Source organism: uncultured Solobacterium sp., assembly GCF_963517755.1.
GTDB lineage: Bacteria > Bacillota_I > Bacilli_A > Erysipelotrichales > Erysipelotrichaceae > Bulleidia.
On sequence record NZ_CAUQGG010000012.1, the window covers coordinates 1 to 13,332 of the forward strand.

At 38.2% G+C, this 13,332-nt stretch carries 13 protein-coding genes and 3 tRNA genes; 2 read left to right on the top strand and 14 right to left on the bottom strand.

Going from position 1 to position 13,332, the window contains the following annotated elements; genetic code table 11:
- Nucleotides 1-167 precede the first annotated feature (167 nt).
- Nucleotides 168-1,262: a methionine adenosyltransferase gene (metK, locus tag RWM19_RS07210; RefSeq protein WP_313985428.1), complete on the top strand. Its 1,095-nt coding sequence runs from the start codon at nucleotides 168-170 to the stop codon at nucleotides 1,260-1,262.
- 82 nt (nucleotides 1,263-1,344) lie between these two features.
- Here metK and ileS read toward each other — a convergent pair whose 3' ends face one another.
- The 4 genes from ileS to RWM19_RS07230 all read right to left on the bottom strand — a co-directional run bounded on the left by ileS (nucleotide 1,345) and on the right by RWM19_RS07230 (nucleotide 5,929).
- Nucleotides 1,345-4,077, bottom strand: a complete 2,733-nt coding sequence (ileS, locus tag RWM19_RS07215) for an isoleucine--tRNA ligase (protein ID WP_313985431.1) — start codon at nucleotides 4,075-4,077, stop codon at nucleotides 1,345-1,347.
- A gap of 217 nt (nucleotides 4,078-4,294) precedes the next feature.
- Nucleotides 4,295-4,777 (bottom strand): DivIVA domain-containing protein, encoded by a 483-nt coding sequence (locus RWM19_RS07220; RefSeq protein WP_294023434.1) that lies wholly within the window; start codon nucleotides 4,775-4,777, stop codon nucleotides 4,295-4,297.
- An 11-nt stretch (nucleotides 4,778-4,788) separates the two neighbouring features.
- Nucleotides 4,789-5,529 carry a YlmH/Sll1252 family protein gene (locus RWM19_RS07225; RefSeq protein ID WP_313985434.1) on the bottom strand — a complete coding sequence of 247 codons (741 nt, stop codon included), beginning with the start codon at nucleotides 5,527-5,529 and terminating at the stop codon, nucleotides 4,789-4,791.
- A complete protein-coding gene (locus RWM19_RS07230; RefSeq protein WP_006525097.1) occupies nucleotides 5,522-5,929 on the bottom strand; it encodes a cell division protein SepF in 408 nt (135 codons plus the stop codon). Before RWM19_RS07230 ends, RWM19_RS07225 begins: the two co-directional genes overlap by 8 nt.
- A gap of 161 nt (nucleotides 5,930-6,090) precedes the next feature.
- Between RWM19_RS07230 and RWM19_RS07235 the strand changes: the two genes are divergently transcribed.
- Nucleotides 6,091-6,441, top strand: coding sequence for a hypothetical protein (locus RWM19_RS07235; RefSeq protein WP_313985436.1), 351 nt, complete (start codon nucleotides 6,091-6,093; stop codon nucleotides 6,439-6,441).
- Between the two features lie 63 nt (nucleotides 6,442-6,504).
- On the opposite strand, the gene RWM19_RS07240 is transcribed toward RWM19_RS07235, so the two are convergent.
- From RWM19_RS07240 to RWM19_RS07285, 10 genes are all read right to left on the bottom strand, one after another.
- Nucleotides 6,505-6,591, bottom strand: a tRNA-Leu gene (locus RWM19_RS07240).
- A gap of 1 nt (nucleotide 6,592) precedes the next feature.
- Nucleotides 6,593-6,666 (bottom strand) — tRNA-Cys (locus RWM19_RS07245).
- 126 nt (nucleotides 6,667-6,792) lie between these two features.
- Nucleotides 6,793-7,902 (bottom strand): ABC transporter substrate-binding protein, encoded by a 1,110-nt coding sequence (locus tag RWM19_RS07250; RefSeq protein WP_313985439.1) that lies wholly within the window; start codon nucleotides 7,900-7,902, stop codon nucleotides 6,793-6,795.
- Nucleotides 7,877-8,692: an ABC transporter permease gene (locus RWM19_RS07255; protein WP_294023438.1), complete on the bottom strand. Its 816-nt coding sequence runs from the start codon at nucleotides 8,690-8,692 to the stop codon at nucleotides 7,877-7,879. Before RWM19_RS07255 ends, RWM19_RS07250 begins: the two co-directional genes overlap by 26 nt.
- On the bottom strand, nucleotides 8,692-9,477 hold the full coding sequence (locus RWM19_RS07260) for an ABC transporter permease (RefSeq protein ID WP_313985443.1): 786 nt from the start codon (nucleotides 9,475-9,477) through the stop codon (nucleotides 8,692-8,694). The genes RWM19_RS07255 and RWM19_RS07260 overlap by 1 nt, the downstream gene beginning before the upstream one ends.
- Before the next feature lie 6 nt (nucleotides 9,478-9,483).
- Complete coding sequence (locus RWM19_RS07265; RefSeq protein ID WP_313985445.1) at nucleotides 9,484-11,052, bottom strand: ABC transporter ATP-binding protein; 1,569 nt, start codon at nucleotides 11,050-11,052, stop codon at nucleotides 9,484-9,486.
- Between the two features lie 13 nt (nucleotides 11,053-11,065).
- Nucleotides 11,066-11,605, bottom strand: a complete 540-nt coding sequence (locus RWM19_RS07270) for a helix-turn-helix domain-containing protein (protein ID WP_294025889.1) — start codon at nucleotides 11,603-11,605, stop codon at nucleotides 11,066-11,068.
- A gap of 159 nt (nucleotides 11,606-11,764) precedes the next feature.
- A complete protein-coding gene (locus tag RWM19_RS07275; protein WP_313985447.1) occupies nucleotides 11,765-12,481 on the bottom strand; it encodes a DUF554 domain-containing protein in 717 nt (238 codons plus the stop codon).
- Nucleotides 12,482-12,571: 90 nt separating this feature from the next.
- On the bottom strand, nucleotides 12,572-13,141 hold the full coding sequence (locus RWM19_RS07280; RefSeq protein ID WP_313985449.1) for a hypothetical protein: 570 nt from the start codon (nucleotides 13,139-13,141) through the stop codon (nucleotides 12,572-12,574).
- A gap of 102 nt (nucleotides 13,142-13,243) precedes the next feature.
- A tRNA-Leu gene (locus RWM19_RS07285) sits at nucleotides 13,244-13,325 on the bottom strand.
- Nucleotides 13,326-13,332: the final 7 nt, after the last annotated feature.

Consider the following 13,332-nt stretch of genomic DNA (forward strand, 5'->3'; position numbering starts at 1 on the left):
CGTCTTTTATCAAGAACTGAGGTAGAGAGTCAGCTCAATAACCTCACACCAACCTACTGCTTCCAGCAAGGTGGTTCAGCTGACATCGATAAGGAAAGAGTAAAATACGTTAAATAACCTCTTTCATCTGTCGCATAAAAAAAGACAAAACGAAGGAGGTTTTTATTATGTCAAAGTATTATTTCTCATCCGAATCAGTTACAAGTGGTCACCCAGATAAAATCTGTGATTTGATTGCGGATTCTATCTTGGACGCAGCTCTGGCACAAGATCCACAAGCACATATGGCTGTTGAAGCTACGATTAAAGATGATACAATCTTCATCTATGGTGAAGCTGGTACAACTGCCATCATTGACTACGCTGCAATCGCAAAGAAAGTTCTAAGTGATATTGGCTACCCTGAAGACTATAATGTTATTCTAAAAGTAAACAAGCAATCTGCAGAAATCAACTCTGCTGTGGGACACCAAGAATATAGCGCCGGTGACCAAGGTATCATGTTTGGTTTTGCGAGTGATGAAACAAAGTCTTATATGCCATTTGCGATTGACTGTGCACACATGCTCGCAAAGCGTCTTGAACAGGTTCGTCGTGAAAATCCTACACTACTAGGACCTGATGGAAAAACTCAGGTAACAGTAGAATACGACAATGGTGAACTTAAGAGAATTGAAACAATTGTTGTATCTACACAACACAGTCAAGATATTACACAAGAAGACTTGAAGAAACTAATCCGCAAAGAAGTTATCGACAAGGTTGTAAAACCTGAACTCATTGATGAAAATACAAAGTTCTTCATCAACCCATCCGGTTCTTTCGTCGTTGGTGGTAGCTGGGGTGATTCTGGCACAACTGGACGTAAGATTGTAGTAGATACATATGGTGGATACGCACCTATCGGTGGAGGTTGTTTCTCATCCAAGGACCCTACTAAGGTTGACCGCTCTGCAGCTTACTATGCACGTTACGTTTGCCGCAACATCGTAGCTAACGGTCTAGCAAAGAAGTGTCAGATTGAACTTGCATATGCAATTGGTGAACCTAACCCTATCTCTATCAATGTCAACAGTTTCAATACTTCGAAGTATAGTGATGAAGAGTTAGAAGAAATCGTTAAGAAGAACTTTAACTTCTCAGTTAAAAACATGATCAAGGAATTAGATCTTGAAAGACCTATTTATACACAGACTACAAACTATGGGCACTTTGGTAAGCCTTACTTACCTTGGGAACAATTTAAGAAGATTGAACTATAACATCATGCGACAGATTACTGTCGCTTTTCTTTACCAAAAACATGCATGTAGAGCTTTCATCCTACATGCATGTTTTATGTATTTAGTTTTGGTGAATGAGCTTATAGCCTTCCATGACAGCGTGACATCTTGGACATAGTCCATTTTCATCCACGTGTTCATCATAGTTCCAACAACGCGGACACTTCTCTCCACTAGCCTTTTCAACCTTCACAGCTGTTTCGCCTTCTACAAGTTCAACCTGAGAAACAATTAACCATTGTGCTACTGCAGCACCTAGATTCTTTTCTACAAGTTCCTTGTCTTCCCTTGGAAGAGTAAGAAGGATCTTCGCTTCTTGGCTAGAAGCGATTAGTTTTTCATTACGTGCTTCTTCATTTGCCTTTGTGACAAGTGCACGAATATCTAATAGACGTTTGATTTCATCACGTAATGTTTCAGCTTCTGCGTATTCCTTCACTTCTGGGAATTCTTCGTAATGCACGGAGTTTGTGCCAAGATGTGAGAAATGTGTCCAGATTTCTTCAGCAGTAAATGCTAAGAATGGAGCCCAAAGTTTTACGAGCGCATCCGCACAGTTCCAGTATACAGACTGTACTTGTCTTCTACGGTGATCATCTTTCGCACTTACATATAGGATATCCTTTGTGAAATCACAATAGTAAGAAGATAAGATATTAACCATGAAATACATCAGATGCTTATTTGCGGATAAGTAATTGTACTCCAGCACATCCTTACGTACATCTTTGACCAAATCATTGAGTAATACAAGTACTTGTTGGTCAACACGTTCTAGATTTTCAAAAGCGACCATATCTGTTGATGGATTGAAATCTTCTCCATTTACATTGCCTAGTAAGAAACGGAATGTATTACGAATCTTTCGATACTGATCAGAAACCTGTTTGATATTGCTTGGACCTAACTTTAAGTCTTCCTTAAAGTCTGAGGACATTGCCCAAAGACGGAATACATCGGCACCATTCTGGTTGATGATATCCATTGGGTTTACAACATTACCAACAGACTTAGACATCTTTTCACCCTTAGAGTCTACAACATAACCATGGGATAGAACTTCCTTATATGGAGCTGTGCCGTTGACTGCTGTTGAAACGATGAGTGAGGAGTTAAACCAACCACGATACTGATCAGAACCTTCAAAGTATAAATCACATGGATAACTATCACCACGAGCAATCAATTCATTCCAACTTGAGCCAGAATCAAACCATACGTCCATGATATCTGTTTCCTTACGGAATTCACCATTTGGTGATTTTTCATTTGTATAACCTTCTGGTAGTAAATCTTTTGCGTCTCTTTCAAACCAAACATTTGAACCATATTCATTCATAAGTTCAGCGATATGATCAAATACTTCCTTCTCCATGATTGGTGAGTTGTCTTCACAATAGATAATTGGAATTGGAACACCCCATAGACGCTGTCTAGAGATACACCAGTCTCCACGGTCCGCAATCATATTGTTCATACGCTTTTGACCAAAGGAATTATGCCACTTAACGTGGTTGTTAATCTGATCCAATGCCTGCTCACGTACCTTTTCAATTGAACAGAACCACTGTTTCACCGCACGGAAGATAACCTTCTTCTTTAGACGATCATCGTGTGGATAGGAGTGAGTAATATTTTCAACTTTTAGTAAGTAGCCCTTTTCACTCATGTCATGAATGATAGCCTTTGAACAATCCTCAAAGAACATACCTTGATAAGAGCCTGCTTCTTCATTCATATAACCACGTTCATCAACAGTACAGATTGGTGGCATTCCATTCTTCATACATACAAGATAGTCGTCCATACCATGGCCACCAGCTGTATGTACAATACCAGTACCATCTTCATCTGTAACGTGTGTGCCTAAAAGACATGGACATTCCTTATCTAATGCAACATGATGATATGTAACACCTTCAATTTCCTTACCAGTAAATGTCTTTAGGATACCTAGATTTTCAAGATTAAACTTTTCAAGTAAGCGGTCAACAAACTTTTCAAGCACAACTAAATTGCCTGCACTTGTCTTTACTAATGCATATTCTAAATCAGGGTGAACAGATACTGCCATGTTTGATGGTATTGTCCAAGGTGTTGTTGTCCAGATTACAAAGTTATCATCTGCACCTAATACACCCTTACCATCCGCAATTGGGAACTTAAGATAGATTGTCGCATCCTTAACATCTTTATAAACAATTTCAGAATCCGCAACCGCGGTCTCGTTGTATGGTGACCAATAAACAGGTTTTAATCCTTGGAAGATCATCCCTTTTAATGCCATCGATGCGAAAGACTGAATCTGACGAGCTTCAAATTCTTTCTTCAGTGTGATATATGGATGTTCATAATCCGCAATCTGACCTAAACGCTTTTCTGTTTCCATCTGTTGTGCAATCTGCTGGTGTGCATACTCTTCGCACTTACGTCTAAATTCCGCAGCAGACAGCGTCTTACGGTCAACACCCAATTTCTGGATTGCATTCTCAATTGGCAATCCATGTGTATCCCATCCTGGAAAGAATGGTGTATAGTAACCAGACATCGCATGGCTACGAATAATGAAGTCCTTGATTGTACGGTTCATGGCTGTACCTGCATGCAGGTTACCATTTGCGTATGGAGGACCATCATGCAAGATAAATGCCTTCTGTCCCTTGTGATGTTTTAGTAAGTTTTGATAATAGTTGTCTTGTTGCCAATTCTTTAAAATACCTGGTTCTTTCTGTGCAAGATTACCACGCATCTCAAAATCTGTATTTGGCATGTTTAGCGTATCTTTGTAGTCCATATGACCCTCCTCTTTATAAAAATAAAAACGTCCTCAAAAATCTAAGGACGTCTAAACGCGGTACCACCTTAGTTTATGACATTACTGTCATACACTCATTACTTCTTTAACGCAGAATGTACGATTGCTCACAGGTGATTCTATTAACAGGCTTCATGTTCGTTTTCAGCATACACGAACTCTCTTATCAATCCACTTCTGTTAAAGCATGTCCTGATCAATGCAATTCTTTATCAGATTCTTCCAACCAATCCATATCAGGAAGTTTTGGAAGTTTAAAGTTATCTAAACTCTTTTGTAAATCGGTTAGCTGTTGGCTAAGATCACTCTTGACCTCACCAGCTTCAGTATACAGTTGCGATAGGTCCAGCAATATGGAACGCGCAACAGATAAAGCTTCTTTGACAATCTCATCAGCGTTATTCTGTGCTCTTGCCATCACATCGTTAGCTTCCTGCAAAGATAATCTGGTAATACTGTCGGCCGCATCTTTCCGCACATCTACCGCACGCTCAATCTCATTGTAGCGTGTCTGTAAATCCTCCAACTTCTCTGTTGTCTCAACCATCTGTTCTTGATAGAGTTCCAACTTTCTTTGAAGGAAGGCAACTTGCGCAGCGTATTGCTCCATCACATCATCAACCGCAAACCGATCATAGCCATTTTTCATGATACGAAATGTCGGTCTTCGTGTCGTCATGTTCTCTCCTCTTATATATTCTGCAGAAATTCTGCAACGATTCTCCCTGTACGTGTCTTTCGGCTAAAACCTAAGAAGGTAAATCTACCTGTTCCACGTATAGAAATAACACTCCCATTATTGCATATTTTATCAGGCTCTTCAAGTTCGATATGATTTACCTGCACGTATCCTTTACGTATTAAATCCTTCGCATCACTACGACTAGAATGGGTTAAAGCAGCCACTATCGCATCCGCTCTTTCACTTGCCACAACCAAAGAAATCTCTTTGGTTTTAAACACCTGTTTTGGATGTTCATCAATCTTTTCAAACGATACCGTTAACTGATTGATGCGAATCAAGTGATCTTTGATAAACTCAACCATCTGCTCTGATGTATAGAGATAGATTGCATCTTCTTCAATCCAAAAATCTCCAAAACTACTCTTCTCTATCTGTAGATTCATGATAGCCCCATATACATCACGATGCCCTATCGTACGAAAACGCTGATCTATCTTAGCCTTCATGCATACAATATCTGAAAAGCCATCCTTCTCATCATAGAGAAAGATGACTTTCTTTTTACGTGCACCATCATATCCACCGTCATAGCGGACAAAGCGTGATGGAGTGAATATCTTTTGGACAATAGCTTGTTCTTCTTCTGTTAAGAATGCAGAACAAACAGTCTTATGCCAACGTTCACTCTTTTCTTTTAAGTCGTGTAAATGTGCAATCAGAGAATCGTAATTCCCTAGATTATTCATCTTCACCCTTATCAAGTGAGATATTACCTTCAACACCAACGTTTCTTGGAGCACAGAAGATAACATTATGACCAACCTTCTGAATTGTTCCATCTAATGCGAATACAACACCAGATAAGAAATCAATTGTACGTTGTGCATATTCTCTTTGTAAACGGTGTAAGTTGATAATACAGCCACGTGTTTGCTTTAAGTGACGTGCAATCTCCTCAGCTTGTTCGAAACTTCTTGGTTCGAACATTACCATTTGTGTATTTTTAGAAATGTTATTCAAATTTGTTTGTTTTGACTCGTAAGTACTCACTGGTTGTACCTCTCTTCCCGTGAATTGTAATTCTTCACCTTCATCTTCGTCTTCATCTACTGGTGCGACGAATTCTTTAATCTTGTTGAATACCATATACAATCTCCCTTTTTTATCATTCTTATTATATCATTCCTAAAAATGATAAACAACGCTATCCAAGCGGTTTACATCGTATTTCTGTAAATAAGTACACATTTTCAACAAATCACGATCAAGGATATTGTCATGTTCAAAATATCAGTTAAAATGTAACCATGTTAAAAAAGTTAATTCTCCCATTTAGGGATATAAAAGTATGGATTTACGTTGGAGTTGTACTACTTATTTCTGTTATAGTTGGTATTGTAAAACAACCATTTCGTTTCGGTTTCTTAAACAGTCTTGGGATTCTAACAGCCATTCTATTCTTTGTTGGAACATTTAGACAGGCTTGGCTCAAGGGTGATTTCTCTTCTCTTGAATTTCAAAGAAGTAAGGACTTAGATCCAACGTACGCAGATTATCGCAAACGTATCCTCCTAGAAAGAAGTCAACGTCACAATACTCCACTATTTGCTAGTATTATACTCATTCTTCTTTGTATCGTATTACCTCGTTTTATATGATGGACACCCATCACTTTTTTATCATCGTATAAAAAAATGCTTACCAAAGTAAGCATTTTTTGATGGTGGAGATGATGGGACTTGAACCCATACGTCCTTTCAGACAACGGATTTTAAGTCCGTTGCGTCTGCCGATTCCGCCACATCTCCATGGAGGTTCCTGCCGGAGTCGGACCGGCGCTCGCAGAGTTGCAGTCTGCTGCCTTACCACTTGGCTAAGGAACCAAGCCCTGTAAATTTACAGCGCTTTATTATTATACTGAAAGCATTCACCGAATGCAATAGAAGTATATCACTTTTTATTTCTAGTTTACAAATATTTTTTGTATTTTTTTCAAAGTGAGAAAACCGTTATTGTACTTTGACCTTATTCCACAAGTCTGAGAGTTTCGCTTTGAGCTGCTCATCGAAATGGAATGTTTCATCCAATTTATATCCTGTACGTGGAACATATGCTGGATTTTCAAAGAATTCACCATCTGGTCCTGCAAGTTCTTCTTGAACACTTAAATCAACCGGTGTATATCCAACCCACTCAGAGTTCTGTGACTGAACACTTTCACTGATGATGTAATCAATAAACTTATTCGCAAGTCCTGGACAGTTGCTGTTTTTTGGAATAACCATTGCATCAATCCATACGTTTGTACCCTGCTTTGGTGCTACCCAGCTCATATCCATATTTTCCGTAAGAACGTTTGTCGCATCGCCAGAATACATGACAGCGATATCTTTTTCCGCATTCGTCATGCCATCAATAACTTCATCTGTAACATATGCAGGGTCCATAGTCTCATTCATCTCTGATAGCCACTCATACGCTTCTTGGATTTCCTTTGGATCATTTGTGTTCATGGAATAACCAAGTGCCTTAAACGCAATCATGAAGCCATCACGTTGTGAATCATAGAAGAAGATTCTTCCCTTATACTTAGGATCTTTGAGAATATCCCAGCCTTCTTCTTCAATATCCTTTTCATCAACTGTTGTTTTGTTATAAACAAGACCAACATTACCCCAAAAGTATGGGACAGAATATTCAAGAGTTGGATCAAAGCCTTTTTGAGACTCTACAACAGATGGATTGAGTAAGCCAAGATTTTCATAAGACTTCTTGTCTAATGGTTGTAACATCTTCTCAGCTAGTAACTGTTCAATCATATAGTCACTAGGCACAAGTACATCATAAGATGAGCCACCAAGTAACTTTGTGTACATCATCTCATTGGACTCAAATAAATCGTAGTTAACTTTTGCGTTATACATTGTTTCAAAGTCAGAGATGACTCCTTCACCGATATATTCTCCTGCGTTGAATACATTGATAACGTTACAGCCAAACATTTCTTTTGCGTCACCAACTTGCTTTACTGCACTTTCATCATCCCCACCACAGCCAACAAGTGGAGCTACAAGTGCAGCGCATAATACTAATTTAGTTAGATTCTGTAATTTGCGCATTTAACTTTGCCTTTCTTCTTTCATTGATCATAGGTACAACATTTACGACAATGAGTACAACTGTGATGACATAAACAATAATTGCACTTAACGCATTAATTGTTGGGTTAACACGTTTTACATTTGCATAAACATAGATAGAGATATTGGAAACACCCGGTCCTGTCGTAAACATGGAGATAACGAAGTCATCGAAGGACATCGAGAATGCCACAAGTGCACCCGCAATAATACCACCCTTAATCTGAGGGATGATAACCTTCCACATCGCTTGCCATGGAGTACAACCTAAATCTAACGCAGCCTCTGCCATGTTCTTATCGATACGACGTAAACGTGGTAATACCGATAGGATTACATATGGTGTACAAAAAGCAATATGCGCTAATAACATCGTAGTAAATCCAGTTTGAACTCTCAATGATGTAAAGAACAACATTAAGCCAATCGCAGTAACGATTTCTGGGTTTAGCATTGGTAAGTTATTTACCTGTTGGAATAACTCACGTGTAATGCGCTTAGACTTGGAAAGACCAATTGCTGTGATTGTTCCAATGAATGTAGAAATTAATGTCGCTAGTACCGCACATAAAACCGTGTAATAGATTGCTTCTAAGATAGAACGGTTATTAAACATGTTCTCATACCAACGTAATGAAAAACCAGTAAAGCGAGTAAGTGATTTAGAACGGTTGAAACTAAAGAACACTACATAGAGAATTGGCAAGTAGAAGAATGCCAAGATGAGGGCAAGATATAACTTCCCGAAAATAGAATTTTTCTTTTCCATTAGTCTGCCTCCTCTGCTGGTTCTTTATCTAGTTTCTTTGTAACATACATCGAAATTAAGATAATGATTGCCATAATTAAACTGATTGCAGAACCAAAGTTCCAGTCACCAGTCTTGATAAAGTAATCTTCAATCAAATTACCAATCAATACATACTGACCACCACCAAGTAGCTTAGGAATAAAGAAGCTAGATACTGCTGGTAAGAATACCAAAGTAATACCACTTACAACACCACTTAAAGATAGTGGTAATGTAACACGTAAGAATGTCTGCTTATTATCCGCACCTAAGTCACTAGCCGCAATCAATAAATTCTTATCAATCTTAGAAAGAGCTGTATAAATTTGTAGAATCATAAATGGCAAGAAGTTGTATACCATACCGATATATACTCTAACTTCACTGCTAAAGCCAAACCAGCCTAAAATACCCTTCCATGCATACGTACGTACAAGCATGTTGATCCACATAGGTAGTGTAATAAGTAATACCATAATTGCTTGTGAACCGCTCTTTAGCTTCGCCATGATATATGCAGTTGGATAACCAACAAGAATACAAATTGCAGTCGTAACGAAAGCCATCTTTAAACTACGCCATAATACACTTGGGAAAATCGTATCATTGAAGAAACGTGTAAAATTTTCAAATGTAAATTGAAGTGTTAAAACGGAATTACCCTTTACTGTCATTGCATACATGACAATCATGAACATCGGAATGACAATCATAATCATCATCCACACAAAATACGGATAGATTAATTTATTAAATGACTTCATTGCACATTAACCCATCTTTCTCATAACGTGGATATCCTCAGGATTCCACTCTAATCCAATTCTTTCACCTGCTTCAATCTTATCTGTAGTTTCAATCTTTAACTCACGGCCCTGTGTAGAGAATGTAATCTGGTAATCACCTTCTGTGATGTTTTCATCATCAAAGTCATACTTCACATCCCAGATTTCAACACGAGAATCATCCTCAATATTCCAAGCATACGCATCCGCCCAACGAATCAAGTCTGTATCTAGCGCTACAGATTCCTTGATTTCATCAACCGTACGATAGAAATCAAATGCCTGAATACCTTCCTCATTGTCCACATCTTCAACTGCTGTTGGCTTAACTACATTGATCTTAACTGTAATCTTTGTACCTGCACCAGTAGCGAATGTACATGAATATGTTCCAATTTCCTTCTTCACATCATATTCAACATGTGTTAAGGAAACATCCTCACCCTCATCTGTCCATGCTTGCGCATTTGCACGTGCGATAACTTCAGAGTCTGTTAATTGATCTACGTCTTCAAGGTCCATTGTAAAGGAAGACGCACTAATACGTTCTTTCGCTTCCTTATTGATGACGTCATGTTCTCCTGTTACATGCATGGTAACCGTCTTAGATGTACCAGATGATGTTTCTACGATGACTTCATAGTGAACACCCTTGAATAATACAGACTTTACTTCACCATTTAACAAGCCACGGTTTCTAGCCACGATATCGATATCCTCAGGACGAATTACAATATCAACTGGCTCATTCTCACTAAAGCCATAATCTACACAATTGTAATCTACATCGTCGAAGTTAACGAGGTTATCCTTCTTCATCACACCATCGATGATATTTGAATCACCAATAAAACGTGCACAGTATTGGTTAATTGGTTCATTGTAAACTTCTGTTGGAGAACCAACCTGTTCAATATCACCATCTCTTAAGATAACAATCTTATCTGACATTGTTAGAGCTTCTTCTTGATCGTGGGTAACAAAGATAAATGTAATACCTACCTCACGCTGAATTTCCTTTAATTCAAGCTGCATTTCCTTACGTAGATTCTTATCTAACGCACTTAAAGATTCATCTAATAATAGAACCTTTGGTTCATTAACAAGCGCACGTGCAATCGCTACACGCTGTTGTTGTCCACCTGACATCATTGTGACATCACGATGTTCAAATCCCTCTAAACCAACAAGAGAAATCATACGACGTACTTTCTGGTCGATGATGTCCTTTGGCTGCTTCTTAATCTTTAAGCCAAATGCAATATTGTCATAAACATCTAAGTGTGGGAACAATGCATAATGTTGGAACACTGTGTTTACATCACGCTTGTATGCAGGAATGCGTGCAATATCCTCACCATCCATAATGACATGACCTTCTGTTGGTTCAATAAAACCAGCAATAATACGTAAGAGCGTTGTCTTACCACAACCAGATGGTCCAAGTAACGTCACAAACTCATTTTCATAAATATCTAATGAGATTCCCTTTAGTACGACTTGGTTGTCAAAAGTTTTTACAACATTTTTTACTTCAATCAATTTCTTTGCCATGTCTATTCTCCCTCTAAAATTCCGGTGGCGTGCTAATCCAAAGCACTTCTGCTGATTGTTTACTACGATTTTCTAAATAATGCGCTACGTCCCCACGGATATAGAAAGTATCCCCTCGTCTTACGACAGCGCCTTTTTTGTATCCCTCTCTTACGAGATAAATACGTCCACTTAATACATATCCAAATTCTTCCCCTTGATGTGGTTCAATTTGTTTTGAACAAGTACCAGGTTGAAGTTGTAGGATGATGGGTTCCATATCATTCTTCTGTGCATTCGGAACAATCCAATGTGTTGTTACACCATCCTGTTCATCAACGAACACATCCTCTGGCGTAAAGACAATCTTTTCTTCATGTTCTTCCGCAAAAAAGCGTGACATATCAACCCCAAGAGCTTCCGCAATATCTGCTAGTGTCTGAATGGATGGAGATGTTAAATTTCGCTCCAGCTGTGACAAGAAGCCCTTCGTCAGTTCTGTTCTTGAGGCCAATTCTTCTAGCGTCAGGTCATTCTTGATTCGTAGCTGCTTGATGCGATGTCCGATATCTATCATAATCCTCCTCAATTGTTTAGTTTTACTAAACAATTTATTAACAGTAACAAAACAATAATAATTATATGTAATTCAAGACGAAAATCAATAGTTTTTTAAACTTTTTGTTTAGAGATTATAAACTCAATAAAAAAATAAAAAAGTCTTTCGACTTTTTTAAAATACCATACCCCATATCACAGCGATGATAACTGCCGGTAACACATTAGCCACTCGCATCTTTCGATCAAATACCATATTGACTCCAACACAGAATATCAAGATGGATCCAACACATGAAAGATTCTCTAATGCGACAGCTGGCACAACTGTATTTAACATCATCGCAAGCAAGGTAATACTACCTTGAAAGATTGCGACCGGAATTGCCGAAAACATACAGCCTTTACCAAGAGAGGCGCTCATAACACTGACCAAGATAAAGTCAATTACACCCTTAGCTGCTAATACTGTAACGTCTCCATCAACTCCATCTTTTATTGCACCAATGACTGCCATAGCCCCAATACATACGACACAGCTTGTATTAACAAAGGCAATTACAAATTTTGTATCGTTTCCATTATTGCTTTTCTTTTTTACATAGTCTGCGAATTGATTAATTTTTCCATCTAAGTCAAAATACTCACCAACAATCGCACCGATTGCCAAGCAACAAATTACCATCATGATATTGCGTGGTGACAATTTATCATTTTCAATACACAACATCTGTTCCATCGCGCCTGCAATACCTATAAAAATAACCGCAACACCAGTGACCAGAAATAAGGTTTCCTGCATTTTCTCTTTCATTTTAGAACTAAAAGAGCAGCCAAATGTACCAGCTAACACAATTAAAATGATATTAATAATTGTTCCGAGTCCTCGCATATTTTCCCTCTTCGATTTAAAAACTCACCAGTACTATTCTAGGCTTATAAATATACGCTGTAAATATCAAAACAATAAAACCACAATTATCTAGTCAGTATCTTCTATCATCTTCTTACAATATGCTTTCATTCCATCTTTCAAGATATAATGGCCAAGACCAGTTTCATCCACATCTTCCATCGGTTCCATCCCATATCCACCAGTAACTGTCTTTACACCTGCTGGTGTCACTGCCTCCGCATAGGCAACCGATACATGATACCCCTCTTCTTCCTGTTCTACTAACCAGGAAGCGATTGCTTTTCCGATTTCTTTCATACAACCACTACCTTGGTATTCTTCTTTAATATTGGCAGTATAGATATATAAGATATTTTCGCCTCTCTTCATACCCATATTTTTTAAAACCGTAAAATCACCCGTCTCATAATATTTCTGAAAATTATCTTTATCCACAAAAATTAATGTTTGATAACCGATTAGCTTTTCTTCATCATCCACCGCAAAAAATAATCCATCCTTTGAGTTTTCATACAATCTACGCAAATATGATGTCGGTAAATAACTTTCATCATCTAATGGCCACACTTCATGATCCAAACGAATCATCTGTGAAAACAAGTCCTCATTGATTTCTTCATTCTTTATGATTTTCATGTATATCACCTCATGTGTACATTGTATAAGATAAACAATATTACTTCAAACAACCGCTATTTACACAAAATAAAAGACCCGATAATCGGGTCAACTATCAAGTGCGGATAACAGGATTCGAACCTGCACGAGTCGCCTCACTGACACCTGAAATCAGCGTGTCTACCAGTTTCACCATATCCGCATCGCAA

Coding starts and splice junctions, on each gene's coding strand:
- RWM19_RS07235 (WP_313985436.1), top strand. CDS start 6,091: ATGTTAAAAAAGTTAATTCTCCCATTTAGGGATATAAAAGTATGGATT.
- RWM19_RS07225 (WP_313985434.1), bottom strand. CDS start 5,529: ATGAATAATCTAGGGAATTACGATTCTCTGATTGCACATTTACACGAC.
- RWM19_RS07250 (WP_313985439.1), bottom strand. CDS start 7,902: ATGCGCAAATTACAGAATCTAACTAAATTAGTATTATGCGCTGCACTT.
- RWM19_RS07265 (WP_313985445.1), bottom strand. CDS start 11,052: ATGGCAAAGAAATTGATTGAAGTAAAAAATGTTGTAAAAACTTTTGAC.
- RWM19_RS07220 (WP_294023434.1), bottom strand. CDS start 4,777: ATGACGACACGAAGACCGACATTTCGTATCATGAAAAATGGCTATGAT.
- RWM19_RS07275 (WP_313985447.1), bottom strand. CDS start 12,481: ATGCGAGGACTCGGAACAATTATTAATATCATTTTAATTGTGTTAGCT.
- RWM19_RS07280 (WP_313985449.1), bottom strand. CDS start 13,141: ATGAAAATCATAAAGAATGAAGAAATCAATGAGGACTTGTTTTCACAG.
- ileS (WP_313985431.1), bottom strand. CDS start 4,077: ATGGACTACAAAGATACGCTAAACATGCCAAATACAGATTTTGAGATG.
- metK (WP_313985428.1), top strand. CDS start 168: ATGTCAAAGTATTATTTCTCATCCGAATCAGTTACAAGTGGTCACCCA.
- RWM19_RS07260 (WP_313985443.1), bottom strand. CDS start 9,477: ATGAAGTCATTTAATAAATTAATCTATCCGTATTTTGTGTGGATGATG.
- RWM19_RS07255 (WP_294023438.1), bottom strand. CDS start 8,692: ATGGAAAAGAAAAATTCTATTTTCGGGAAGTTATATCTTGCCCTCATC.
- RWM19_RS07230 (WP_006525097.1), bottom strand. CDS start 5,929: ATGGTATTCAACAAGATTAAAGAATTCGTCGCACCAGTAGATGAAGAC.